24 protein-coding genes are annotated in these 24,943 nt (G+C 66.5%); 11 read left to right on the top strand and 13 right to left on the bottom strand.

The features are described from left to right. Positions 1-134: 134 nt before the first annotated feature. On the top strand, positions 135-1,901 hold the full coding sequence (locus GO488_RS12435; RefSeq protein WP_162318149.1) for a site-2 protease family protein: 1,767 nt from the start codon (positions 135-137) through the stop codon (positions 1,899-1,901). Positions 1,902-1,961: 60 nt separating this feature from the next. Beyond that, entirely contained in the window at positions 1,962-3,755 is a 1,794-nt protein-coding gene (gene argS, locus GO488_RS12430) for an arginine--tRNA ligase (RefSeq protein ID WP_162318148.1), read from the top strand. A gap of 3 nt (positions 3,756-3,758) precedes the next feature. Here the strand turns inward: argS and GO488_RS12425 are convergent, their stop codons facing one another. Continuing rightward, a complete protein-coding gene (locus GO488_RS12425; protein ID WP_162318147.1) occupies positions 3,759-4,574 on the bottom strand; it encodes a MinD/ParA family ATP-binding protein in 816 nt (271 codons plus the stop codon). Between the two features lie 353 nt (positions 4,575-4,927). On the opposite strand from GO488_RS12425, the gene prf1 reads away from it, so the two are divergent. Continuing rightward, positions 4,928-6,181 (top strand): peptide chain release factor aRF-1, encoded by a 1,254-nt coding sequence (gene prf1, locus GO488_RS12420; RefSeq protein WP_162318146.1) that lies wholly within the window; start codon positions 4,928-4,930, stop codon positions 6,179-6,181. Between the two features lie 167 nt (positions 6,182-6,348). On the opposite strand, the gene GO488_RS12415 is transcribed toward prf1, so the two are convergent. The 10 genes from GO488_RS12415 to ahaH form a co-directional block, all read right to left on the bottom strand. Then, positions 6,349-6,741: a DUF6276 family protein gene (locus tag GO488_RS12415; protein ID WP_162318145.1), complete on the bottom strand. Its 393-nt coding sequence runs from the start codon at positions 6,739-6,741 to the stop codon at positions 6,349-6,351. A gap of 46 nt (positions 6,742-6,787) precedes the next feature. Further along, complete coding sequence (locus tag GO488_RS12410; protein ID WP_162318144.1) at positions 6,788-7,480, bottom strand: V-type ATP synthase subunit D; 693 nt, start codon at positions 7,478-7,480, stop codon at positions 6,788-6,790. Positions 7,481-7,637: 157 nt separating this feature from the next. After that, the gene (locus tag GO488_RS12405; RefSeq protein WP_162318143.1) at positions 7,638-9,065 is read right to left on the bottom strand and encodes an ATP synthase subunit B; all 1,428 of its coding nucleotides are present in this window, start codon (positions 9,063-9,065) and stop codon (positions 7,638-7,640) included. Between the two features lie 2 nt (positions 9,066-9,067). Beyond that, on the bottom strand, positions 9,068-10,828 hold the full coding sequence (locus GO488_RS12400) for an ATP synthase subunit A (protein WP_162318142.1): 1,761 nt from the start codon (positions 10,826-10,828) through the stop codon (positions 9,068-9,070). A 3-nt stretch (positions 10,829-10,831) separates the two neighbouring features. Beyond that, a complete protein-coding gene (locus GO488_RS12395) occupies positions 10,832-11,155 on the bottom strand; it encodes a V-type ATP synthase subunit F (protein ID WP_162318141.1) in 324 nt (107 codons plus the stop codon). After that, complete coding sequence (locus tag GO488_RS12390) at positions 11,152-12,228, bottom strand: V-type ATP synthase subunit C (RefSeq protein WP_162318140.1); 1,077 nt, start codon at positions 12,226-12,228, stop codon at positions 11,152-11,154. Before GO488_RS12390 ends, GO488_RS12395 begins: the two co-directional genes overlap by 4 nt. Further along, positions 12,225-12,809, bottom strand: a complete 585-nt coding sequence (locus GO488_RS12385; RefSeq protein WP_162318139.1) for a V-type ATP synthase subunit E — start codon at positions 12,807-12,809, stop codon at positions 12,225-12,227. The genes GO488_RS12390 and GO488_RS12385 overlap by 4 nt, the downstream gene beginning before the upstream one ends. A 22-nt stretch (positions 12,810-12,831) precedes the next feature. Beyond that, positions 12,832-13,095, bottom strand: a complete 264-nt coding sequence (locus GO488_RS12380; protein WP_162318138.1) for a F0F1 ATP synthase subunit C — start codon at positions 13,093-13,095, stop codon at positions 12,832-12,834. A gap of 230 nt (positions 13,096-13,325) precedes the next feature. Further along, the gene (locus tag GO488_RS12375) at positions 13,326-15,587 is read right to left on the bottom strand and encodes a V-type ATP synthase subunit I (RefSeq protein ID WP_162318137.1); all 2,262 of its coding nucleotides are present in this window, start codon (positions 15,585-15,587) and stop codon (positions 13,326-13,328) included. Further along, the gene (gene ahaH, locus GO488_RS12370) at positions 15,574-15,906 is read right to left on the bottom strand and encodes an ATP synthase archaeal subunit H (protein ID WP_162318136.1); all 333 of its coding nucleotides are present in this window, start codon (positions 15,904-15,906) and stop codon (positions 15,574-15,576) included. Before ahaH ends, GO488_RS12375 begins: the two co-directional genes overlap by 14 nt. A 154-nt stretch (positions 15,907-16,060) precedes the next feature. Between ahaH and GO488_RS12365 the strand changes: the two genes are divergently transcribed. Further along, entirely contained in the window at positions 16,061-16,681 is a 621-nt protein-coding gene (locus GO488_RS12365; RefSeq protein WP_162318135.1) for a methyltransferase domain-containing protein, read from the top strand. A gap of 8 nt (positions 16,682-16,689) precedes the next feature. Here GO488_RS12365 and GO488_RS12360 read toward each other — a convergent pair whose 3' ends face one another. Further along, entirely contained in the window at positions 16,690-17,925 is a 1,236-nt protein-coding gene (locus GO488_RS12360) for a DUF7096 domain-containing protein (protein ID WP_162318134.1), read from the bottom strand. 154 nt (positions 17,926-18,079) lie between these two features. Here GO488_RS12360 and GO488_RS12355 point away from each other — a divergent pair, with 154 nt between their 5' ends. The 7 genes from GO488_RS12355 to GO488_RS12325 all read left to right on the top strand — a co-directional run bounded on the left by GO488_RS12355 (position 18,080) and on the right by GO488_RS12325 (position 23,754). After that, positions 18,080-19,240, top strand: coding sequence for a helix-turn-helix transcriptional regulator (locus GO488_RS12355; protein WP_162318133.1), 1,161 nt, complete (start codon positions 18,080-18,082; stop codon positions 19,238-19,240). A gap of 67 nt (positions 19,241-19,307) precedes the next feature. Further along, positions 19,308-20,099, top strand: coding sequence for an electron transfer flavoprotein subunit beta/FixA family protein (locus GO488_RS12350; protein WP_162318132.1), 792 nt, complete (start codon positions 19,308-19,310; stop codon positions 20,097-20,099). Beyond that, the gene (locus tag GO488_RS12345; protein WP_162318131.1) at positions 20,096-21,049 is read left to right on the top strand and encodes an electron transfer flavoprotein subunit alpha/FixB family protein; all 954 of its coding nucleotides are present in this window, start codon (positions 20,096-20,098) and stop codon (positions 21,047-21,049) included. The genes GO488_RS12350 and GO488_RS12345 overlap by 4 nt, the downstream gene beginning before the upstream one ends. Positions 21,050-21,284: 235 nt before the next feature. Next, the gene (locus GO488_RS12340) at positions 21,285-22,127 is read left to right on the top strand and encodes a polyprenyl synthetase family protein (RefSeq protein ID WP_162318130.1); all 843 of its coding nucleotides are present in this window, start codon (positions 21,285-21,287) and stop codon (positions 22,125-22,127) included. A gap of 33 nt (positions 22,128-22,160) precedes the next feature. Continuing rightward, positions 22,161-22,724, top strand: a complete 564-nt coding sequence (locus GO488_RS12335; RefSeq protein WP_162318129.1) for an AAA family ATPase — start codon at positions 22,161-22,163, stop codon at positions 22,722-22,724. Next, positions 22,721-23,137 (top strand): RNA-binding domain-containing protein, encoded by a 417-nt coding sequence (locus GO488_RS12330; protein ID WP_162318128.1) that lies wholly within the window; start codon positions 22,721-22,723, stop codon positions 23,135-23,137. Before GO488_RS12335 ends, GO488_RS12330 begins: the two co-directional genes overlap by 4 nt. Continuing rightward, a complete protein-coding gene (locus GO488_RS12325; RefSeq protein ID WP_162318127.1) occupies positions 23,134-23,754 on the top strand; it encodes an HAD family hydrolase in 621 nt (206 codons plus the stop codon). Before GO488_RS12330 ends, GO488_RS12325 begins: the two co-directional genes overlap by 4 nt. Here the strand turns inward: GO488_RS12325 and GO488_RS12320 are convergent, their stop codons facing one another. Continuing rightward, entirely contained in the window at positions 23,755-24,810 is a 1,056-nt protein-coding gene (locus GO488_RS12320; protein WP_162318126.1) for a molybdopterin-dependent oxidoreductase, read from the bottom strand. Positions 24,811-24,943: the final 133 nt, after the last annotated feature.

Genomic DNA, 24,943 nt, shown 5'->3' with positions numbered 1-24,943 from the left:
AGCGCGACCGGCCTTTTTCATCGACGTTTTTGCAAGTGGGGGTTCCCACAGGCCGCGAAGCGGCCGAGGAAACCCCCCGCAGTAAAAAGGTCGAATCCGAACTCTCTTGCTTTGCTGGCTCCACGTACCGATAGATGGTAAGCACGCTGACGTGGGTTCTCGCCGGACTCGTCGCCTACACGCTGTTGGCGATGGCGCTCAAAGCCCGCGGCGTGGTCCCCGATTTCGTCCGTTTCAGTGGACCGATAACCACGATCCACACCCAACGAGGGAAGATACTCCTCGATAAACTGGCCCGCCCCAAGCGGTTCTGGCGGGCGTGGGGGAACCTCGGCGTCGGGATCGCGCTCGTCGTGATGGCCGGGTCGTTCCTGTTGGTCATCTTCGGGGCGTATCAGGCGATCGTCGACCCGCAGCCCTCGGCGCTGAACGAACCCCGGAACGCGCTGGCGATCCCGGGCGTCAACGACTTCCTCCCGCTGTCGGTCGCGCCCGAGATACTCTTGGGCCTGCTTCTCGGTCTGGTCGTCCACGAGGGCGGTCACGGCCTGTTCTGTCGAGTCGAGGACATCGACATCGAGTCGATGGGGCTCGCGCTCATCGCGGTGATTCCGGTCGGCGCGTTCGTCGAACCCGACGAGGACGAACTGCTCCGGTCGGACCGGGGGTCGCAGATCCGGATGTACGCCGCCGGCGTGACGAACAACTTCGCGCTGTCGCTCGTGGCCCTACTTCTCCTCTTCGGACCGATAGCCGGCTCGCTGGCCGTCGTCGACGGGGTGCCCGTTGGAGACTCGCTGCCCGGGTCGGCTGCCGACGAGGCCGGCATCGACTCCGGCGACGTCATCACGGCGATCGACGGGCAGTCGGTGAGCAACTCCCGGGAGCTCCAGGCGGTACTCGCCGAGAACGACCGGCGGAGCGTTGCCGTCTCGCTCGACGACGGCTCGACGACGACGGTAGAGCGCGCCCCCATCGTCGTCGGCGCGGTCCAGAGCGCGCCGCTCGGCGTCGGGACGACGATCACCGCCGTCAACGGCACCGAGGTGTACACGCGGGGCGACCTCGATCGAGCGGCACGCAACCACACGGTCGCCGCGATTCAGACCGAAGACGGGGAGACGGTGACGACGCCGCTCGGAGCCTACGGTCGCGTCAGCGCTGGCAGCCCGCTTGAGGCGGCGGGCGCGCCCGCCAACGCGTCGATAATCGTCACGTCGCTCGACGGCCAGCGCACCCAGAGCGCGAGCGCGCTCGGCGAGGCGCTCTCACAGACCAGCCCTGGCGACGAAGTGACTGTCGTCGGCTACGTCGACGGACAGCGACGGGAGTACACCGTGACGCTGGCCGAACGCGACGGCGTCGACAGCGGCGTCCTCACGAGTTCGTTCCGCGCGGGCATCAGCGGCTTCGAGGTTAACGACTTCGGCATCGACCAGTACCCCGCCGCGACGTTCCTGGAGTTCATCGGCGGCGACCCCGAGAACCCGAACGCCGAGCGGGGCTTCTCGTTCGTCCAGCGCGTCTTCGCCATCCTCCTCCTGCCCTTCATCGGCGTCGCGGGCGGCTTCGGCTACAACTTCGCCGGCTTCACCGGTATCGCCGCGAACTTCTACACGGTGCAGGGGCCGCTCGCTGCGCTCGGGACGACGCCGGTGTTCCTCCTGGCGAACGCCCTGTTCTGGACCGGCTGGATCAACCTCGTCATCGGCCAGTTCAACTGCGTGCCGACGTTCCCGCTGGACGGTGGGCACATCCTCAGGGCGACGACGGAGTCGGTGGTCTCTCGACTGCCGGTCCCCGACCGCCGCCGGGCGACGACGGCGGTGACCGTCGCGGTGACGGTGTCGATGATCGCCGGGTTGGTCCTGATGGTGTTCGGGCCGCGCTTCTTCGCCTGAACGCCGTCGGTCGAACCGACTTTCGTTACCCATTTACTGTCCGCCGCGAGAGTTGGCCGTATGTTTATCGCGCTCCGCGCGGAGGTCGAGGACGCCCTTGACGCCGCGCTCACGGAGTTAGGTCTGCCGACCGACGACCTCGGCATCGAGGAGCCGCCGGAAGACGTCGACGCCGTTCTCGCGTCCAGCGCGGCGTTCCGACTGGCCGGCGAGGTCGGCGCACCGCCGCCGAAGGTCGCCGCCGACGTCGCCGATGCTATCGACGCCGACCCCCTCACGTACGTCAGCGAGGTCACCACGCAGGGACCGTACGTCAACTTCCTCCCGAGCGAGGCGTACTTCGCCGAGACGCTGGAGGCGGCGGCCGACGAAGACTACGGTCGCCTGCCGGACCGCGACACCAGCGTCGTCGTCGAACACACCTCCGCGAACCCGACCGGCCCGGTCCACGTCGGCCGGGCGCGCAACCCAATCATCGGCGACGCCGTCGCTCGCGTGCTCGATTACGCCGGCTACGACGTCGAGCGCCACTACTACGTCAACGACGCCGGCCGCCAGATAGCGGTGTTCACGTGGGCCTACGAGACGTTCGACGAGTCGGACCTGCCCGACCCCGAACGGGACTCCCCCGAGTACGAGATGGTCCGCTACTACCGGAAGGGCAACGCCTTCCTCGAAGACGCCGATCCCGAGAAGGTCGAAGAAGCCGAAGCCGAGATTCAGGCGATTCTCCAGGGCTTAGAGGAAGGCGACGAGTCGACGTTCGAACGCGTGGCCGAAGTGGTCGACACCGTCCTCGGGGGGATGCGCCGCACGCTCGCCCGCCTCCCCGCCGAGTTCGACGAGTTCGTCAAGGAGACGCGGTTCATGCGCGACGACTCGACGGACGAACTGGTCGATCGACTGCAGGAACTGGACTGTGCCGTCTACGAGGACGACGCGTGGCAGCTCGACCTCCCCGACTTCGAGAAGAACCTCGTCTTCCTGCGCTCCGACGGCACCTCGCTGTACACGACCCGCGACCTGGCCCACCACGAGTGGAAGTTCGACAACTACGACCGCGCCGTCACGGTGCTCGGCGAGGACCACAAACTGCAGGCCGACCAGCTCTCGGCCGCGCTCGAACTGCTGGGCAACGACACCGAACAGCTCAGACAGGTGTTCTACTCGTGGGTCAATCTCCCCGAGGGCGGTATGAGCACCCGAGAGGGGACCGGCATCGACTTGGACGACCTGCTGGACGAGGCCATCGACCGCGCCCGCGAGGAGGTCGAGTCCCGTTTGGACGACCGCTCGCGCGGCGAGTTGGACGAGGACGATATCGAGCGCATCGCCCACCAGGTCGGCATCGGCGCGGTGCGTTACGACATCGTCTCGAAGCAGCCGACGAAGGGGATCACCTTCGAGTGGGACCGCGCGCTCGACTTCGAGGCCCAGTCCGCCCCCTACGTCCAGTACGTCCACGCGCGGTGTTGCGGCATACTGAGCGAGGCGCGGAACCGCGCCTCGGACAGTCGAGCGGTGGAGCCGCGAGACGACGAGGTCGAGGACGACGAACTCGCCCCCTCGACGGGCTTCGAGCACCTCGACGAACCCGAAGAGCGCGACCTCCTCCGAGTCGTCGCCCGCTTCCCGGCGGTCATCGAGGAAGCCGCTGAGGACCTGCAACCACACTCCGTCGCCACGTACACGCGCGACCTCGCCGAGACGTTCAACGCGTTCTACCGCGAGTGTCCGGTCTTAGACGCCGACCCCGAGACGCGAGCGGCGCGGCTGGCGCTCGTCGCGGCCACGCGTCACGCCGTCGCGAACTCGCTCGACGCCGTCGGCGTCGAAGCGCCGACCTCGATGTGACAATCAGTTGAACAGGCCGAAGACGCCGCCCGAACCCTCGTCCTCGGCGTCCCCGTCTTCGTCCGCTTCCTCGACGAACCAGCTGTCGTCGACGATGGTCTCGATGTCCCCCGCGACCGTCTCGCCCTGGAAGAAGAGCCGTTCGAGCGCGTCGGTCAGTCGGAGGTACGCCTCCGCCGCGTGACTCTCCGGCCGGTTGAGCACCAGCGGTTCGTCGGTCGTCGCCTGCGGGTCGTCCGGGACGACGGCCAACAGCGGGAACTGGAAGCGATCGGCGATGTCGGCGACGTCGGTGTGGCGAGTAACGCGGTTGATTATCGCGCCGACGACCTCGCCGTCGATGCGGTCGGCGAGTTCCGCCGTCTTGACCGTGTCGCCGATAGCGACGTCGTCGGGCGTCGTCACGAGGACGATGCCGTCGGCGAGTCCCAGCGGCACGGCCACCTCGTGGCTCAGGCCGGCACCGGTGTCGATGAGCACCACGTCGTAGGCGTTCCGAAGCGTCTTGATGACCTTCCGAAGCTTCGCCGGGTCCGCGTCGGCGAAGGCCTCCAGAGACTGCTCGCCGGGGATGACTGTCAGTCCGCCGGGCGCGTCGGTGAGCGCCTCGCTGACGGCGGCGTCGCCCGCGAGAATCTCGTGGAGGCTCTTCTCGGGTTCGACCGTCAGCATCGCGCCGAGGTTCGCCATTCCGAGGTCCGCGTCGACGACGGCGACGTCGTAGCCCATCTCCTGCAGCCCCGCGCCGACGTTGACCGCGGTCGTCGTCTTCCCGACGCCGCCCTTGCCGCCCGCGATCGTACACACGTACCCCGCCATAATCTGATTGTCTGTCCCCTAGACTGGCACTCATATAAAGCCGGGTGTCCCCGTCTCACGGTGGCACGGGACAATGTCCGCTTCGCTATCGCGGTCCTCGATCGCGTCGCTCTCTGAACCACGCTCCCGCTCCACGGCTCGCTATCGCTCGCCGTCGTCGGGTGGCGTTGCCGCCCGACTGCTTGAGGGACTTCCGGTCCCTCTCCGTTTCGCTTCGAGACCCTCCCTTCGGTCGGGCTCTCGCTGCTCGCGTGTCGCTGACGCTTTCGCTCCGCTTCGAGGACCGCGCTCCTTTCAGCCGCGCGCCCCTCGCTGTCAACAGGTTCTTACACCGCCTGAACCAACACGAAGTAATGAGTGAGCAGGAACAGGAGCAGTCGGACAAACAGAAGTACGAGTTCCGAAAGGTAATCGAGGAACTCAAGGGCTATCAGGGGTCGGGAACACAGCTCGTCTCTATCTACGTTCCCGAGGACAAACTCCTGAGCGACGTCGTCGCCCACGTCACGCAGGAACACTCCGAGGCGTCGAACATCAAGTCGAAGGACACCCGGACAGCCGTCCAGGACGCGCTGACGTCCATCAAGGACCGCCTCCGCTACTACGAGACGCATCCGCCCGAAAACGGCATGGTGCTGTTTTCGGGGGCCATCGACACCGGCGGCGGTCGAACCGACATGGTGACGAAGGTCTTAGAGAGCCCGCCGGACCCGATCGAGTCCTTTCGCTATCACTGCGATTCGGACTTCCTCACCGAACCGCTCGAGGAGATGCTGGCCGATAAGGGCCTGTTCGGACTGGTCGTCCTCGACCGACGCGAGGCCAACGTCGGCTGGTTGAAGGGCAAGCGGGTCGAACCGGTCAAGTCGGCGTCCTCGCTCGTGCCGGGCAAGCAGCGAAAAGGTGGTCAGTCCGCCCAGCGGTTCGCCCGCCTGCGTCTCGAAGCCATCGACAACTTCTATCAGGAGGTCGCGGGCATGGCCAACGACCTGTTCGTCCCCGAGCGTCACGAGATGGACGGCGTCCTCGTCGGCGGCCCCTCGCCGACCAAAGACGAGTTCCTCGACGGCGATTACCTCCACCACGAACTGCAGGACATGGTGCTCGGGAAGTTCGACGTGGCCTACACCGACGAGTCGGGACTGTACGATCTCGTCGACGCCGCCGAGGACGTGCTGGCCGAACACGAGATGCTGCAGGACAAGCAGGTCATGGAGGAGTTCTTCAAGCAGCTCCACGACGGCGACCTCGCGACCTACGGGTTCGACCAGACCCGGAAGAACCTCAACATGGGTGCGGTCGAACAGCTGCTCATCTCCGAGGACCTCCGGAAGGACGTGGTCGCCTACACCTGTGAGAACGGCCACGACGAGTACGAACTCATCAATAGCAACGCGACGACGCCCGAGCACGACTGCACGCGGTGCGGCGCGTCGGTCGACGCCGAGGCCGGCGAACGCGAAGACGCGATCGACCACCTGATGGAACTGGGCGAACAGCGCGGCACCGAGACCGTGTTCATCTCGACGGACTTCGAGAAGGGCGAACAGTTGCTGACCGCCTTCGGTGGCATCGCCGGCCTGCTGCGCTACTCGACCGGCGTCTAATCGGATAGCGACGATACGTCCAGAAGGGGGGTACGGGGTAGTGGGGTCGGTGTGGGTCTTGGACGGGGTAATCCACGAACGGACACACGTTCCGACTCCGCGTCTGTGTAACGAAGGCGTTGGTACATACTATCTGTACCTAACTAGTTAGCGTTCCGAGTCGGCACCTACAGTAACTGTTCGAGTTGGTGTCGCCTACGAGCGAGGTCGACGTGGGCGTCCGCGCCGTAGCTCGCCGCGAGTCGGTCCACGACGAGCAACGGGTCGGTCCCGGCGCGTTCGACCCGTTCGAGCAGCGCCGTGATCTCTTGGCGGTGCAACGCCAGCGAGTCCAGTAGCCCGAGTACGAGGACCATCGGCACCGCCGCGTCCGGGTTCGACGGCATCGCGTCGTCGAGGACGGTCAGGTCGGGTATCGCCTCCGGCGGGTCGTCGGCCGGTCCCATCGCCAGACAGGCCCGACAGACGGTCGTACCGATAGCGTTGCCCGGTAGATACTCCCGCAGCTCGGGCGGAACCGGGACGGCGAGCGTCTCGCCGCCGCACTCGGAACAGGACATGGAGAAAACAAGGACGACGGGGAGAAAGGGATATCGGCTGCCGGGCTCAGTCGTCGGCGGTGAGCGGATCGACGGACTCGGCTTCGGACTCCTCGGCGGCGATCTCGTCTTCCTCTTCCTCTTTCTTCGCCTTGATCTTCTTCATGCGGAAGATCTCCTCGCGCTCTTGCTCTTCGAGTTTCTGCTCGATGTACTCCTTGTTGTCGTGGAGGTCCGGCAGCAGTTTGAACTCCAGCGCGTTGACGCGGCGCTTGGTCGTCTCGATCTCCTCGAGCATCTTCTTCATCGCCGTCTCGACCTCGGCCGCGAGGATGATCTGTTCGAGCAGTTCCTCGTAGGCGTCGGCGGCCTCGTCGATGCGCGCGGAGGTCCCCATCACGCCGTAGCCGCGCTCGTCCAGCGACTTACTGACCTTGCTGGACTCGATCTGCGGGACGACGACGCCCATGATGTTCTTCGACTGGGTCGTCAGCTCGGGATGTTCCTTCAGCGCGGCCGCGGCCCCGCGGACGGCGACGTCACCCTCCATCGCGCGGGCCATGTTGATGGCGCGCTGGGCGCGCTCGTAGGAGTCGTCTAAGTCGTTTCGGACGTCTTGTGCCTGATCGAGGATGTCCATGAACTCCATGATGAGGCCGTCACGCTTCTTCTCCAGCGTGTCGTGTCCGCGTTCGGAGAGCTCGATGCGGTCCTCTATCTGCATCAAGTTCTTCCGAGTGGGTTTGACGTCTTTAGCCATTGTGGGGCTCTATCGGGCCTAGGCAGTTAACCGTTTTCAGTCGTCGCGCGACGGTTCGGCCGATATCGCGGTTCGACGCGGAGCGGGTCGATACAGCCGTAACTACGGAATCGTAGCGGGTCGGAAAAAGCGCGAGCCGAAACGAGAACCGGCCGAGTTAGGCTTCGACGGCCTCTTCGTCGGCGCTCTCTGCGGTCTCGTCCTCGCGGTAGTGTTCCTCGATGAGCTCCTCGTCGATGCGGTTGAGCGCGTCCTTCGGGAGCATCGAGAGCAGGTCCCAGCCGAGTTCGAGCGTGTCGTCGATGTCGCGGTTGGTGTCGAAGCCCTGATCGACGAACTCGTCCTCGAAGCGGTCGGCGAAGTCCAGGTACTTGTTGTCCAGTTCCGACAGCGCCTCGCGGCCGACGATGTTCACGAGGTCGCGCAGGTCCTCACCCTCCGCGTACGCGGCGAAGATCTGGTCTTTCACGTCGGCGTGGTCGGCGCGGGTCAGGCCCTCGCCGATACCGTCGTCCATCAGCCGCGAGAGGCTCGGCAGGACGTTGATCGGCGGCTGGACGCCCTGACTGTTGAGGTCGCGGTCGATGTAGATCTGGCCCTCCGTGATGTAACCGGTCAGGTCCGGGATCGGGTGTGTGTCGTCGTCGCCGGGCATCGTGAGGATCGGAATCTGCGTGACAGAGCCCTCGCGGCCCTCGATACGACCGGCCCGCTCGTAGAGTTGCGCGAGGTCGGTGTACATGTAACCGGGGTAACCACGCCGACCGGGGACCTCCTCACGCGCGGCGCCGATCTCGCGCAGCGCCTCGCAGTAGTTGGTCATGTCCGTCAGGATGACCAGCACGTGGTAGTCCTTCTCGAAGGCGAGGTACTCGGCCGTAGTGAGCGCGAGTCGCGGCGTGATCGTCCGCTCGACGGCGGGGTCGTCCGCGAGGTTCATGAAGACGACCGAGCGTTCCAGCGCGCCGGTGCGCTCGAAGTCGTCCATGAACTCGTTGGCCTCTTCGGCCGTGATACCCATCGCGCCGAAGATGACTGCGAACTCCGACCCCTCTTCGTCGTCGCCCTCTTCCTCTTCGGGCACGCTGGCCTGTCGGGCGATCTGCAGCGCGAGGTCGTTGTGGGGCAGCCCCGACGCCGAGAAGATGGGGAGCTTCTGCCCGCGGACGAGCGTGTTCATGCCGTCGATAGCCGAGACGCCAGTCTGGATGAACTCCTCGGGGTACTCCCGGGAGTAGGGGTTGATCGCCGCGCCGACGATGTCCTGTCGGTCGTCGGGGACGATCTCCGGGCCGCCGTCGATCGGCTGGCCGGTCCCGTCCATGACCCGTCCCAGCAAGTCCTCGGTGACGGGCATCTTCATCGTCTCGCCGAGGAAGCGGACGGAGGCGTCGCGGTCGATACCCTCCGTGCCCTCGAACACCTGGATGGCGACGTAGTCGCTCGCGGATTCGAGCACCTGGCCGCGGCGGGTCTGGCCGTCGCCGGTCTCGATCTCGACGATCTCGTCGTACCCGACCGGCTCGTCGGTCTCGACGAACACCAGCGGGCCGCTGATTTCCGTGATTGTCTGATACTCTTTCATCGTTAGTACTTCTCCCGGAGCTGGGACTTGATGTCCTCCTCCAGTTGGTCGACGTACTCGTTGTAGTCTTCCTGCACGCCGATGCGGTTGATGCGCGGCGCGGCGTCGATGTCGGTGATCTCCTCGACGGGGACACCGGCTTCGAGCGCCTCGAAGGCCGCGTCGTTGTACGACTGGATGACGTCCATGATCCGGTAGGTCTTCTCCGGCTCGCAGTAAGTGTCCACGTCGTGGAAGGCGTTCTGCTGGAGCCACGCCTCACGCAGGTATCGCGCGATCTCGAGCGTGAGCTGCTGGTCCTCCGGCAGGGCGTCCTTCCCGACGAGCTGGACGATCTCCTGGAGCTCGGCCTCCTCGTCGAGGACGTCGATGGCCCACTGACGCGTTTCGGGCCAGTCGTTGCGCACGTTCTCGACGAACCACGGGTCGAGCTGGTCCCGGTATAGGGAGTAGGACTCGTTCCAGTTGATAGACGGGAAGTGTCGCCGCTCGGCGAGGTCGGCGTCCAGCGCCCAGAACGTCTTGACGATACGCAGCGTGTTCTGCGTGACCGGTTCCGAGAAGTCCCCGCCCGGCGGCGAGACGGCTCCGATGACCGAGACGGACCCCTCGGTGTCGTTGATGTTCTGGAAGTAGCCGGCGCGCTCGTAGAACTCGCTCAGGCGAGCCGAGAGGTACGCGGGGTACCCCTCCTCGCCGGGCATCTCCTCCAGTCGGGAGGAGATCTCGCGCATGGCCTCGGCCCACCGGGAGGTGGAGTCGGCCATCAGCGCCACGTCGTACCCCATGTCACGGAAGTACTCGGCGATGGTGATTCCCGTGTAGACACAGGACTCACGCGCCGCGACGGGCATGTTCGACGTGTTCGCGATGAGGCAGGTCCGGTCCATCAGGGCGTTGCCCGTGATGGGGTCTTCCAGTTCCGGGAAGTCCTCGATCACTTCGGTCATCTCGTTGCCGCGCTCGCCGCAGCCGACGTAGACGACGATGTCCGCGTCGGCCCACTTCGCGAGCTGGTGCTGGGTGACCGTCTTGCCGGAACCGAACGGCCCCGGAATCGCGGCCGTCCCACCTTTGGCGATGGGGAAGAGGCCGTCCAGCACGCGCTGGCCCGAGATGAGGGGTTCGGTCGGCGTCTCCTTCTCGTCGGCCGGACGCTGCGTGCGGACCGGCCACTCCTGGCGCATCTGGATCTCCTCGCCGTTGTCCAGTTCGACGACCGGTTCGGTGACGGTGAAGTTGCCCGACTCGGCGGAGACGACTTCGCCGCCCTCGTAGTCCGGCGGGACCATCACTTTGTGGTCGATGCTGGGCGTCTCGGGGACGGTCCCGACGATGTCGCCGGATTCGACCTCGTCGCCTTCTTCGACGGTCGGTTCGAACTCCCAGGTCTTCTCTAAGTCGATCCCCGGCGCGTCGACCCCGCGGTCTAAGTACGCCGAGTCCATCTTCTCTTCGAGCACGTCGAGCGGGCGCTGGACGCCGTCGTAGATGGCGTCGAGCATGCCCGGTCCGAGGTCGACAGACAGGGGCGCTCCGGTCCCCTCGACGGGTTGGCCCGGAGAGACCCCGGAGGTCTCCTCGTACACCTGGATGGTGGTGATGTTGCCTTCGATCTCGATGACCTCGCCCATCAGCCCTTCCGAACCGACGTAAACGACGTCGTTCATCCGGGCGTCGAGGTCTCGAGCCGTTACGACCGGTCCCGAGACGCTTTCGATGATGCCGTCCTCGCGGACGTCGGATTCTGTTGCTTGACTCATTGTTTAGTCTTCGTCCATCAGGTCGATACCGATGGCTCGCTTGATCTGGTCACGTAGTCCGCCGCTACCGGTGCCACCGCCGAGTGTCACCAGTACCGGCTCGACGCTCGTCTCGGCGTTCTGTCGAACGCCCCGCGAGAGATGCTCCAGGTCGTCGTCGTGCATCACGACGATGCCGACGTCGTCGTCGCCGAGCATCTCCTCGACGGCGTCGTCCAGTTGCTCGTCTTTCTCGTCCTGGGGGACGTCCGCGAACTTGCGGACCCCCGCCAGTCGGAACCCCGTCGTGAACTCGGGGCTGCCGATGACGCCTATCTCCTGGCTCATAGTATCACCAGCTCCTGTTCGATCTCGTCGGGTTCGAGGCCCGCTTCCCGGCCGCGGGCGATGGCCCGGATGTTGTCGACCTCGCGCTCCTTGGCGAGGATGTAGGACAGCACCGGACAGACCGACAGCGGATACCGGTTCGAGAGGCGGTCGGCGTACTCTAAGAGCGCCGCGTCCAGCGCCCGCTCGAACTCGATGAGGTTGTCGGCCTCCTCCAGCGCGGAAAGCGCCGTATCAAGTTCGTCGCCGTACGTGCTCTCGCGGACGGCCGCGACGATGCCCTCGACGTTCGCCGAGAGCTGTGAGAGGGTCTGCTCGTCGAAGAGCTTCCCGCCCTCGATGTAGTACTCCGTCGGGTCGGCGTCGGCACCGCTGCGAGCGAGGCGGAGGGCGTTCCGGAGGTTCCGGAAGTCCACCTCGGCCTGCAGGAACTCGACGTACAGCCCGGTCGGGCTGTCGATCTCGGGGTTGCTGGGAAGCCCTTCGAGCAGGGTTTCGTAGAAGGCGCGGTCGAGCGCGTTCTCGAGCGGCACGAGGACGTCGCTCTCCTCGTAGACCGGGTAGGCCTCGGCCATCGCCTCGCCGAATATCGTGTCGTCGAGCAGTTCGACGACCTCCTCGATGGAGCCGGCGGCGAGCAACTGGTCGACTCGCCGCTCGCTGAACTCGCCGGCGCGGATGAGGTCGTCTTCGACCTCGGTCGACCCCGTGCCGGCGTACAGCCCGCGGATGATCGTCTTGACGTTCCAGACGTCGAACTTCCGCAGGTAGCGGGCGATGTAGTCGTACAGCGCCCCCTCGGCCCACTCCAGCAGGTCGTCGAAGTGCTTCGCGAGGTTTCGATTCAGCGCGTATTCGACGAGGTCGACGCCGGAGTACCGGGAGCCGAGCGCGTTCATCTCCGTCTCGTACTCGGTCTCCTCCATGAAACGAGCGATCTCGCTCGTCCCCATGCGGACCAGTTTCCGATAGTCGTCGTCGTCGAACAGCGAGGCACGACGCGAGCGAACCCGAGCGATGACGTACTCGTAATTCGAGCTCCGGCCGCGGTTTGCCGCCCCGTTGCTGCTCATTGTGAATCGAAGAGCCGATCGCTGATTGCTTTCAGGTTGTCCTCCCAGACGCTCTCCAGCACGGAGTCGAACGTGTTGTTCACACGGACGCGGGAGGCCTCGCTCTCGACAACCACACCGCCGAGGCAGTCGTGTTCCCCGGCGAACTCTGCGTCGTCGTAGTCGGTGAGGATATCCTCGATGAGGGCCTGGTCGTCGGCGCGGCCGTAGACGCGAAGCGTCGCGCCGTCGTCGAACTCGGAGGCAGCGCCCGAGAGCAGCGACCGCGTCAGCTCCTCGCGCCGCTCGCCGTCGATGTCGGCGACGGCCTGCTCGACGTCCTCGTGTACGTCCTCTAGGACGTCACGGCGCGCTTCCAGCCGGGCCTGCTTGGCCTCGAGCTTCGCCGAGGAGAGGCGCTGTTCGCGCAACTGCTCGATCTCTCGCTGGACTTCGGCTTCGCGCTCCTCGTGGATCTGCTCGGCGTCGGCCTCGGCCTCGGCGACGATCTCCTCGGCGCGCTCGTCGGCCTCTTCCCGAATCTCCTCTGCACGCGCGCGGGCCTCGTCTCGGATGTCCTCTACGACTGTATCAAGGCTCATTGTTGGAAAAGGGGGATGTGGTTTAGACGACGAAGACGACGACCAGCGCGAGGATGACGAGTGTCTCCGGCAGGACCGTCAGGATGAGGCCACGACCGAACATGCCGTCGTCCTCCGCGATGGCGCCGACCGCGGCGGCACCGATACCGCGCTCCGCGTACCCCGAACCGAGTGCGGCCAGCCCGACGGCGAGGGCGGCGGCGGCGGAAGCCGGGATCGCCGGGGCGGCGCCAGTGGTACCTTCCTGCAGTACAGCGTTGACAACGAGTGGGATGCTCTCAATCATGTGTTGAAGTCCTTTTGGGTGCTCGTGTCCGAACAGGCGTATGTGACCCCACGGAGTTCATAAAGCTTCCCAAAACGCTTCGTCAGCGTGCTGTCCGGGCGATTTAGGCGCTCAGGACGGTGGGGATGTGAGCTGGTACCAGCCACCGCTGGGCGCTGTGAGCGACGGAGAATGCCCTCGTGGGTGTGAAACTGGGAAGATCGAGAGCGAGGCCGACGCGCGGGCGTCGGTCAGTCGTCGTTGCTGTAGGTCCGCTCGTAACCGAACGGGTTGTACTTCTTGCCGCCGCCCTCGAAGAACTTCCCGAAGAACTCGACGTACTCGAGACGCACGCCCTGCAGGCCGGCGCTCGTGACCCCGAGGATGAGGACGAGCAGGTGCCCCAGTACGAGGACGAGGAGCCCGCCGACGAGCGCGGCGACGCCCGAGTGCATCAGACCGGGGAACATCACGCTCGTGACCTCGTGACCGTGGTAGGTCCCCTGTTCGAGCATGTGTGCCGGCGAGTGGCCGATCCCGAAGTGCCACTCCGCGCCGTGGTCCGTCTCGACGACGTACACGCCGAAGAACAGCAGGTTGACCACGAAGGCCATCCCTGCCTTGGCCAGCAGCACCGCGGCCAGTCGGGTGTACGAGAGGACGTTCACGAGCACGTTGAGGAACTCGACGACCTCGATGAGGTCGGCGAGCGCGAGCAGGACGAGGCCCGCGAAGAACAGGACCAGCCACGCCGAGAACGGCGCATCGAGCACCGGGATGGTGAACAGGTTGACGGGCGGGAGACCGGCGAAGCCGAACGCGAACGGATGACCGGCGAAGATGCCCTCCTCCGCGGTGTAGAGGAAGTTCGGTGCGGCACCGTTGGCGCCGGAGAAGACCCACGCCCAGAGACCGAACAGCATCAGGAGCCACGAGCCGCTCTCGGTGAGCGCGTCCCAGAGGCCGTGCTCCAGGTTCTCGACGAAGTCGAAGATCCAGCCGACGGCGAGGTGAACCATGCCGACGAGCAGGCTGATCGTCAGCCACGCGATGGCGTAGTTCCCGTAGACGGGCTGGAGGCCCTTGTGCATCGGCGGGTTGCCGCCCCACACTATCTCACCGAGCTGGTGGAGACCGAAGAACTCGCCGTAGAGGACGCCGAACAGCATCGTGAACCCGCCGGCCCACATCGCGACGCCGCCGAGGCTCTTCATCACGTCGCCGTCCATCTTCGAGTAGAGCCCGTACCCCGCGAGGAAGTACAGGATCCCGTAGCCGAGGTCGCCGATCATGAACCCGTAGAACGCCGGGAACGTCAGGAAGAACGCGACCGTCGGGTCGAACTCCCCGTACTTCGGGCGGTTGACGACCTCGACGAGCGCCTCGAACGGGCGAGCGGGAGCCGCGTTGTCCTGAATCACCGGCGGCTCGTCGTCGTCCATCGTGACGAGGCCGCCGTCGGCGGCGACTTCCTGCTGTTGGCCCTCTTCCTCTTCTTCGGCTTCGGGGGCCGTCACGGTCTGGCCCACCGTCGCGTCGCCGCCACCGCCGCCCTCGTGTTCGATCTCCTCGCGAGCGTGGGCGTGACCGTCGTCGTACTCGGCGACTTCGAGCTTCTCGACGTCCACGGCCTCGCTCACGTCGGACTCGATCGCGCTCTCGAACGCCGCGTAGCGCTCGTCGGGGATCCACCCCTCGGCGATGAAGGCGTTCTCCGTCGTGGCGAAGGTCAGCGGCGCTTCGGCCTTCTGGACCTCGATGGTGAGCTTCTCCTCGGCCGCCAGCAGGAACCCGCCGTAGTCCAGTCGCAGGTCGCCGAGCTCGTCCTCGACGGTCGCGAGCTTGGATTCGAGTTGCTGTTGCCGGTGGTGGAGTTCCTCTAAGTACTCCGACGGTTCGCCGTCGCCCTCGGGGATCTGCAGCTGTGAGAAGGTCGCACCGACCAGCGCGTCCTGCAGTTCGCTCTCGTCGGTCCGGGCGAAGACGGCGACGACGCTGTCCTCGTCGAACACTTGGAAGGTATCGACGTCGCTGTCGGCCAAGGCGACCTTCACCTCGTCCGCGTCGCCCTCACCGACGGCGACGGAGAGCGTCTCGTAGCCACGGAGCAGGTCCAGGTCGATGCCCAGCGTGACGAACGGCTCCATCGTGCTGATGCGCTCTTCGACGTCACGGAGGTCGTCGCGGACGTCGCCGCGTCGGTCGTCGAGTTCGTTGACCTTCGTTCGGACCTCCTCCAGGTCCTCTTCGAGCGCGTCGTCGGTGACGAGCCGCTTCGGTCCGGCGTCCTCCTCGTCGATGTCGAGGATGGACTCGAGCGAGCGGACCGTCACGAGCTGATCGGAGGCCTCGTCGGCCCCGTCGACGGGGTTGCCGGGTTCGAACCCCTCCCAGGACCCGTCGTACTCGGTGACGTGGAGCATGCTGAGGTCGTGGACCGACTCGATGACCTCCTCCATGACGCGCTTCGATCCCGTCACCGAGACGCGACACATCTTCTCAGGTCTGAACATGTACCGCCTCCTCGAAGAGGTCTGTGACGTATTCGACCACCTCGTCCTCCCGCCCAGCGGCCTCCGCTTCGAGTTCCTCGCGGGCGTTCTCACCCTCGGCGATGAGTTCCGCTCGCTCCTCTTCGATCTCCTTTCGAGCCGCTTCGAGACGGGCGTCCGCGTCGGATTCGGCCTCTTCGCGAGCCTGTTCGCGTATCTCCTCGGCCCGTTCGCGGGCCTCGGCGAGTCGTTCGTCCCGGTCCTCCTCGGCCTCGGCGACGATCTCGTCGGCCTCCTGCTCGGCCTCCTTTATCCTATCTAGAACTTCTGGCCGTGGCATTTGCTAATCGTGTGACCGTTGCTAGAGCGGCTATTTGGTAGTTGCGAAGTTTCTGCGCGTGCGTGTGAACCACAGCCACCCAGCGAATCGCCGGCGCATCCGTTCCCTGGCCGAAATCCGGGGAATTATGACCGCGAGATTCTAACGGCCGACAATGGGAGTCCTCGAAAACAAGGCCCGCGCGCGGACGTTTTACAAGTATCTCTCGAAGGTGTACGACCAGATCAACCCCTTCATCTGGGACGAGCGGATGCGCGACGAAGCCATCGAGATGCTGGGACTCTCCGCCGACGATCGGGTGCTCGACGTCGGCTGTGGCACCGGTTTCGCCACCGAAGGACTCCTCGAACACGTCGACACCGTCTACGGACTGGACCAGAGCCCCCACCAGTTATCGAAGGCCTACCAGAAGTTCGGCAAGCGCGGCGACGTTCGCTTTCACTTGGGCGACGCGGAGCGACTTCCGTTCAGAGACGACGCCTTCGACGTCGTCTGGTCGTCCGGTTCCATCGAGTACTGGCCGAATCCCGTCGTCGCGCTGCGGGAGTGCCGTCGTATCACGAAACCCGGCGGACAGGTGCTCATCGTCGGTCCGGACTACCCCAACTCCACGATCTTCCAGAAGTTGGCCGACGCCATCATGCTGTTTTACGACGAGAGCGAGGCCACGCGGATGTTCGAAGCCGCCGGCTACGAGGCGTTCGAACACCACATTCAACAGTCCCGTCCCGGGAGCCCGCGGGCGATCACGACGATCGCGCAAGTGCCCGAGTAGAGGGCTCCTCACTCCGGAAACACGGGCACCGAGATCTCCGTTCCGTTCTCTGTAGTCACGTTGATCGTGTACGAGCCGCGAGGCTGTACCGTCCAGAGGTGACCGTTCGACCCGGTTCGACCGACCGGCTGTCCGTTGATCTCGACCGTCCCGTCGACGGGTTCCGAGGAATCCTCTTCGACTACCGACATGACCAGGGGGCCGGTCTCGTAGGACTGGTCGATGGTCACCCGGAGGCCCTCCTCGAAGGCCGTCTCGGTACTCGACGTTCGCACGCTATTCAGGTCGCGGTGCTGGAGTTCGTAGAAGACGTTTGTGGTCCCGCCGTCTAGGAAGAACGTCAGCTGACCGTTGCTGGTCTGGGCGGCCAGCCGGTAGATCCCGGTGTCGCCGTAGGCGTTGACGCTGGGGAGTTGTCGCTGGTACGTCCACGGATACAGCTCCCGTCCGCGCTCGACCGCGGCCACGAGGCGATCGCCGTCGGCTTCCGCGAACGTGTCGGTCAGGTTCGGCGCTCGCTGGCTTCCCAGACGCGTCTCGCGGACGTACTGGCTCCCGTCGATGGTGGCGAGCATGTACGCGTCCGTCGAGGATTCGAGATAGACGACGTCCGCGCCGTCGGCACCGGACATCGACTCGGTCAACTGCTCGCCGACCGGTCCCTGCAGCGTCCGCAGGTTCCCGAGGACGTCGTTTATCCGGGTCGTCATCCCGTCGCTCGTCGAGTAATCCGGCGCTATTTCCGCGGTGCTCTTGACGCGGTTGAGTCGCTGCGTGAGTTCTCTCGACTCCGTATCGACCATCGATCGGACCCGGAGGAACTCGGTCGCGGTTATCTCCCCGTTGGCGTACCGTCGGATCGCCGTCTGCTGTCTGCGGTCGAGCTCGGCTTCCTCGGACTCGATGTTCGACAGCGCCCGACGGATGTGTTGGGTGCGCTCGAACTCCGAATCGAGGCGTCCGAAGCGCGACTCGAACGCCGCGGCCTCGTGGCGCTGATGGAGCGACGTCGACCCGGCGGCGACGGCCGTGCCGACGTCGATGCCGCTCTCGTTGAACGACGACGTCCTGACCTCGCTGTCGGGGATCGTCAGGTGGTTGGTGGTGTTCTCGATGGTGGCGACACGCGGGGCCGGGGGCACGGCCGTCTGTGACTGTGTCGCCGACGCGCTCCAGCCGGCGGCAGGAGCGACCGCCGCACCGACGAACAGGAGTGCGACGAGGAGGGCGGAGAGGGTTCGCATCACCCCCGGATACAGCCCCACCGTACAAAAATCCCTCTATTACTACACCTCGAATAGCTGGCTGAGAAGGCCCGAGACGTTTCAAAGGCGCGTCTGACGTTTTATAGTCGGATGGAAAGGGTTTTGCCGACGGACTGTGGATTCTCGTGTGGAAATGGTCCCGCGGGCCCCCGCTGTCTTCCTCGTCCTCCTCGTCGTGGCGTCGGTAGCGACGCCGGTCGCGGCGTCGGTGGTCGCCCCCACGCGGCCGGCACAGCAGACGACGCCGACCGAGACGCCGACGCCGGTCACCGAGAACACGACGTTTTACGTCCAGATACAGCCCAACGGCGACGCCCGCTGGACCGTCACGGATACGTACGCGTTGGAAGACCAGAACGACACGGACGCCTTCGAATCGCTGGCCCAGGAGTACGTAGACGGTGAGACGGACACCCGGTGGGAAGCGGCGTTCCGCGAGGCCAACGAGCGGGCGACGGCGGCGACGGGCCGGGAGATGAACATCACCGGGATGAGCCGGGACTACGTCGTCAACGAGCGACGAGGGACGCTCATTCTCGAATTTACGTGGACGGACTTCGCCACCGTCGAACGGGGGCGACTCGTCGTCGGCGACGCGTTCGAGACGCCCGAGGGGACGTGGTTCAGGAGCCTCGGCGAGAACCAGCGACTCGTCATCTCGGCCCCGGCGGGGTACGGCGTCCAGAACTCGCCGCCGCGAACGGCCGTCATCGACGGCGAACTCCGATTCGAGGGACCGCGGACGTTCGAACCGGATTATCTCGAGATCGTCTACACCGGCAACCCCGACCGCTCCCCGACCGACACGCCCGAACGGCCGGCCGGCCTCTTCGGGAACGTCCCCTTCTGGTTCGGGGCCGTCCTCATGCTCGTCGTCGGACTCGTCGTCGCGGTCGGGTACATCAACTGGCAGGGTAACCTCGACCTTCCGCCCGCGGGCGCGAGCGGGACAGATACTGGCGGCGGTGACGGCGGTGGCGCGGCCGGGGCCGTCGCGAGCGGGGTGGCGACCGACGGGGCCGACGAGTCGGGCGCCGCCGCTGCGTCCGACGACGGCGACGAGGAGACCGACGTCACGCTCTTGAGCGACGAGGAGCGCGTCGAGCGCCTGCTCGACCGGAACGGCGGGCGGATGAAGCAGGCCCGCATCGTCAAGGAGACCGGCTGGTCGAACGCCAAGGTCTCCCAGTTGCTCTCCGCGATGGACGAGGACGGCCGTATCGACAAGCTCCGGATCGGGCGGGAGAACCTCATCTCCTTCCCCGACGAGGACGTCACCGAGATCGACGAGTAGGGTAAACATCCCCGGGGTGGTTTCTGGTTCGGAAACGTTTATTCGCCGTCCGGCCGCAGTGCGTGGTATGAAAATCCTTGTCACGGTGAAACAGGTGGCCGTCGTCGAAGACGAGTTCGAGATAGACGGGCTGTCCATCGACGACCGCTACGTCACCGACGACCTCAACGAGTGGGACGACTACGCCGTCGAGGCGGCCGTCCAGATACGGGAGGCGGGCGAGGACGTGGAGGTCGTCGCCGTGACGATCGGCGACGCCGACACCGAGGACACCATCCGGCAGGCGCTGGCGAAGGGGGCCGACCGCGCGATACGCGTCTGGGACGACGCGCTGGCCGAGGCGGGACTGCTCGACCCCGAGACGAAGGCGCGGCTGCTCGCGGCCGTCGCCGAGGAGGAGGACCCGGACCTCGTGTTGACCGGCGTGCAGTCGGCCGACGACGGGTTCGGCGCGACCGGCGTGACGCTGGCCGAGAAGATAGGGTTCGAGTGGGCCGCCGTCGTCAACGCGCTGGACTTGGATCGGAAGGCGGGCGTCGCCCACGTCCACCGCGAACTGGAGGGCGGCGTCGACGAACTGACCGACGTCTCGCTCCCGGCGGTCCTGACCATCCAGACGGGGATCAACGAGCCGCGCTACGCCAGCCTTCGCGGGATTCGACAGGCCCAGAGCAAGGAACTGGCCGAGTACGGCCTCTCTGACCTCGGGCTCTCGGCGGCCGATGTCGAGAGTCCGCTGGAACAGACCGCCCTCTACGAACCGGAAAGCGAGAGCGACGCGACGGTGTTCGAGGGAAGCGCCGAGGAGACGGCCGCCGAACTCGCCGGCGTGCTCCGCGAGAGGGGGGTGGGCCAGTGACGGTCCTCACCGTCGCCGAACACCGCCGGGGCGAACTCCGAGACGTGAGCCTCGAAGCGCTGACGGCCGGACGAGAACTCGCAGACGAGGCCGGCGTCGAGCTCCACACCGCGGTCGTCGGCGGCGACGTCGAGGCCTTCGCCGACCGGTTGAACCGCGAGGGCGTCGAGACGATACACACGATCGACGAGAGCGAGGAGTTCAACCACGACGTGTACGTGCAGGCGGTGGCACAGCTGGCGGACGCCGTCTCCCCACAGTTCCTGCTGCTCCCGAACACCGTCAACGGCTTGGACTACGCGCCCGCCGTCGCCAGTCGCCTCGACAGACCGCTGGTGACCGACGTCGTCGACCTCGAATACGACGGCGAACTCACGGCGACGCGGGAACTGTACGGTTCGAAGGTCGAGACGACTATCGACGTCCACAGCGAGACTCCCGCAGTGACCGTCCGCCCCGCCGAGTGGCCGGCAGCGACGGGGACCGGCGACGCCACTGTCGAGTCCTTCGACGTGGACATCGACGAGTCGGCCGTCCGCTCGACGGTCACCGGGTTCGAGGAGGTGAGCGGCGGCGACGTCGACATCAGCGACGCGGACGTGCTCGTCTCGGTGGGTCGCGGCATCGAGGAGGAGGAGAACCTCGACATGATCCGCGACCTCGCCGAGGCGCTCGACGCAACGGTATCCGCTTCTCGGCCCATCATCGACAACGGCTGGCTGGAGAAGAACAGGCAGGTCGGCCAGTCGGGGAAGGTCGTCACGCCCGACGTCTACATCGCCATCGGCATCTCCGGGGCGGTCCAGCACGTCGCCGGGATGAAGGGGAGCGACACCATCGTCGCCATCAACTCCGACCCCAACGCGCCCATCTTCGACATCGCCGACTACGGCATCGTCGACGACCTCTTCGAGGTGGTGCCCGCGCTCATCGAGCAGTTCGAGGGATAGCAACGGCGTGGGCCGAGCGCGCGTTTCATCGCGCGCTACGGGGAAGGGCAGGCTGCCGAGCGTAGCATACCGCTCGCCACCGGCGAGCGGTTTCACTGAACGCGAGGCGAAGCCGAGCGTTCAGCCTTTTTGGTCCAGATTTTTGGGCGGGGGTTGAGGGCGCGAAGCGCCCGAACCCCCCGTCGAAAAAGGTGGGTCGTCAGGTACTTTGTGTCCTGGTCCTCAAAGGCGAACGATGGAGCATCTGGAGCGGCGTCGTGACCGCGTCGAGGAGCGGCTGGAGGCGGTCCTCGACGGCGTCGAACCCGAGCAGTTGGCCGAGGAGGTCCGACACGTCGCGCTCTCGGGGGGTAAACGCGTGCGACCGACGGTCACGGTGCTGGTCTGTGAGGCGCTGGGCGGCGAACCGGACGACGCGCTGGATTTCGGCGTCGGCATCGAGCTGGTCCACAACGCGTCGCTGGTCATCGACGACATCATCGACGAGTCGGAGGTGCGCCGCGGGACGCCGGCGGCGTGGACGGCGTTCGGCCACGGCCCCGCTATCATCGCCTCCGACGGCCTATTGGGGGAGGCGTTCGCGCTGTTCTCGGCGGACGAGCGGGCGATGCAGACGGTCTCCGAGGCGATGGTCGAACTCGGCGAGGGCGAGGCGACCGAACTGGTCGCTCAGCCGACCAACGAGCGGGAGTACATGGAACTCGCTCGCCGGAAGACCGGCGCGCTGTTCCGGGCGGCCGCGGAACTGGGCGCGATCGCGGCCGACGCCGACGCGTACACCGTCGAGGCGATGGGCGAGTACGCGGAGCGGGTGGGCGTGGCGTTTCAGATGCGCGACGACGTGCTGGACGCGACGGCCGACGCCGAGACGCTCGGCAAGCCGACGGGTCACGACGCCGAGATGGAGCGACCGTCGCTGGTCGAGGTAACGGAGATGACCGCCGAGGAGGCCAACGAGCGAGCGCGTGCGGAATCGGACGCCGCGCTGGAGGCCTTGGAGACGACGAACGCGCCGGACTCGCAGTCGATGGAGTACTTACGCGACCTCGCGGAGTTCGTGGTCGTGCGCGAACGGTAGGGCTTTTGGCCGCCGCTGGCGAAGCCGCGGGCAATGACAGTTATCGGGATCGTCGGGCTCCCCGGCAGCGGCAAGAGCGAGGCGGCCAACGTCGCCGCCGACATGGGGGTGCCGGTCGTGACGATGGGCGACGTCATCCGCCAGGAGTGCCGCGACCGGGGGTTGGACCCCGCGAGCGACCACGGGCGGATCGCACAGGCGCTGCGCGAGGAGAACGGCCCGGGTGCCATCGCCGAGCGGTCGCTGCCGCTCATCGAGGACGAACTGGCCGAGAGCGACACCGTCCTCGTCGACGGCATCCGTTCGGACGTGGAGGTCGAGGCGTTCCGCGAGGCCTTCGGCGAGTCGTTCCTGCTGATCGAGGTCGACGCGCCCTTCGAGCTGCGCGCGGAGCGACTGGACCTGCGCGGGCGCGACGACATGAACGACGAGACCGGGGAGTCGCTCACCGACAGAGACGAGCGCGAACTGGGCTTCGGCATGGGAAAGGCCATCGAGATGGCCGATGTGACCATCGAGAACGCGGAGACGCTCGCGGCGTTCCAACGGAAGGTGCGCACGCTGCTCCGCGAGGGCGCGGAGGAGATCGAGCGATGAGCGTCGTCTACAGCGTCGACGTGGAGATCACGGTTCCGGTCAACGACACCGAGGTCACCGCCCGGGTCGCCGACGCCGTCCGGAACCTCTTCCCGGAGGCCGACCCCGCCCACCGCGAGGGCGGACTCGTCGCCGAGGTCCACACGATGGAGGGCTTCTCCCAGAAGCTCCACGAGGCCGAGATCCTCGACACCGCCCGCTCCGTCTTCTTCGACACCCTCTCGGGCGACACCTTCTCGTTCGACCTGAAGAAACAGGCGGCCTTCGAGGGGCGGGTCAACTTCGCCGTCGGCGAGGCCTCCGAACTGGGCGACATCCACGTCGAGGTGACGGTACGCGAACCCGACGCCGAGTCGTATATCGACGCCGTCGCGCCGCCGACCGAGGACGGCAAGCCGGTCGACCCCGAATGACGACGGCGCTGTGTTTCGACCTCGACGGGACGCTGGTCCACCGGACGGAGCCCCACGAGGCGGTCACGCGGGCGACGCTCGACGCCCACGGCTTCGACGCGACCGACGCGCTCGTGCGGATTGCCGAGGAAACGTTTCGAGCGGCCAAGCGCGACCTCGAACCGAACCCCTTCGAGCGGTCGATGCGGGCCGTCGTCGCCGAGGCCGGCGGAGACGGCGATCCCGAGACGATGGTCGAGACGCTCCGAGAGCGAGCGTACGCGACGACCGAGGTGCCCGACGCGGCCCGCGAGAGCCTCTCGGCGCTCGGCGAGGACGAGGCGCTCGGCGTGATAACGAACGGCACGCGGGAGTGGCAGGTCGGCAAGCTCGAACACCACGGCCTGCTCGACGCGTTCGACGCTGTCGTCACCTCCTACGAGGCCGGCGCGCACAAACCCGATTCCGCGCCGTTCGACCTGCTCCGCGAACGGCTCCCCGCCGACGAGTACGTCATGGTCGGCGACGATTACGAGGCGGACGTCGAGGGCGCGCGATCGGCGGGATTCGTCCCGATTCATTACGAGGACGGGGACGACGGCCCGGACCTGTGGGCCACTATCGACGCGCTGCTGTAGTCACAGTCCGCTGACGAAGATAGCGACCCACTCGCCGAACTCTCGCCGTTTGTCCACGCGCACTTCCCTGACCCACTTCACCCACTGGAAGCCGCGCCGTCCCGGTGCCACGAGGCGTAACGGGAAGCCGTGGCCGTGCGAGAGGCGCTCGCCGTCGACGCGAGTCGCCAGCACCGCGTCGCGGGCCTCCTCGATAGGCAGGCTCCAGCGGTAGCCCGTCACCGACCGGAACTGCACCCACGCTCCGGCGTCGTCCGCTCCGGCGGCGTCGAGCAGCGCGCCGACTCGGACGCCCCGCCACTCGTGGTCGGAGTACCACCCGCTCGTGCAGTCGAGAATGGCGTCCTCGCTCGCGCCGGTCGGGAGCTCGGCGAGCGCGTAGGTCCGCTCGCGCTCGACGCGACCGCCGACGGTCAGTTGCCACTCGCCGGCGTCTACGGGGTCGGGGTCGTCCGCGACCCAACTCGTCACGGGAAAGCGGTTGCCCTCGCCGGTCCCCTCCTCGCGCGAGCCCGTATAGCGCCGGTCGGCCCCCGCGGTATCGAGCAGGTCGTTGACCGGTCCCTGCAGTCGCCAGAGCAGCGCTCCGGCGGTGACGAGGCCGGCGTATCGAAGCGCGTCCCGGCGGCCGTGCCGCGTGACCTCCGCCGGCGAGTGATAGCGATAGCGCAGGTGCCACAGCAGTAGCGGCGGGACCAGTAGGCCGAGCGCTATGTGGAGGTGAAACAGCCCCCACGGACCGAGGTCGAGCGACCCGCCGAAGACCCACCAGACGCCGGTGACGAGCGCGCCGGCGGCGTCGAGCGTGAGGGCGACCGAGAGGGCGCGCCGCCCGGTGAGGCGCTCGGGAGCGACGCGACGACGGACCCGCCACAGTTTCACCGGGAGCAGACAGACGAGGGCGACGCCCGCGATGGCGTGGAGGTCGATGACCCACGCCGTACTGGGCGTTCCGGTGAACATCGTCGCTACACCGGTCGCCAGTAGCGTCCCGACGGCCGCGAACAGGCCCCAGTCGACGGCTCGCGGTGAGGGGGTGAGCCGACGGACGTTCACGACCGGTGTTAGCGCTCGACGCGCTTATACTGCCGGTCGGATCGGTTGCGATCGCCGGTAGGACGCTCTTACTGGTAGTGTGTCACTGAGAGCCCCGGAGACACGGCTCGCGCGCCGCTTAACTCCCTCGAAG

The organism is Haloarcula limicola, assembly GCF_010119205.1.
GTDB lineage: Archaea > Halobacteriota > Halobacteria > Halobacteriales > Haloarculaceae > Haloarcula > Haloarcula limicola.
This window is presented reverse-complemented; position numbering and strand designations above follow the sequence as displayed.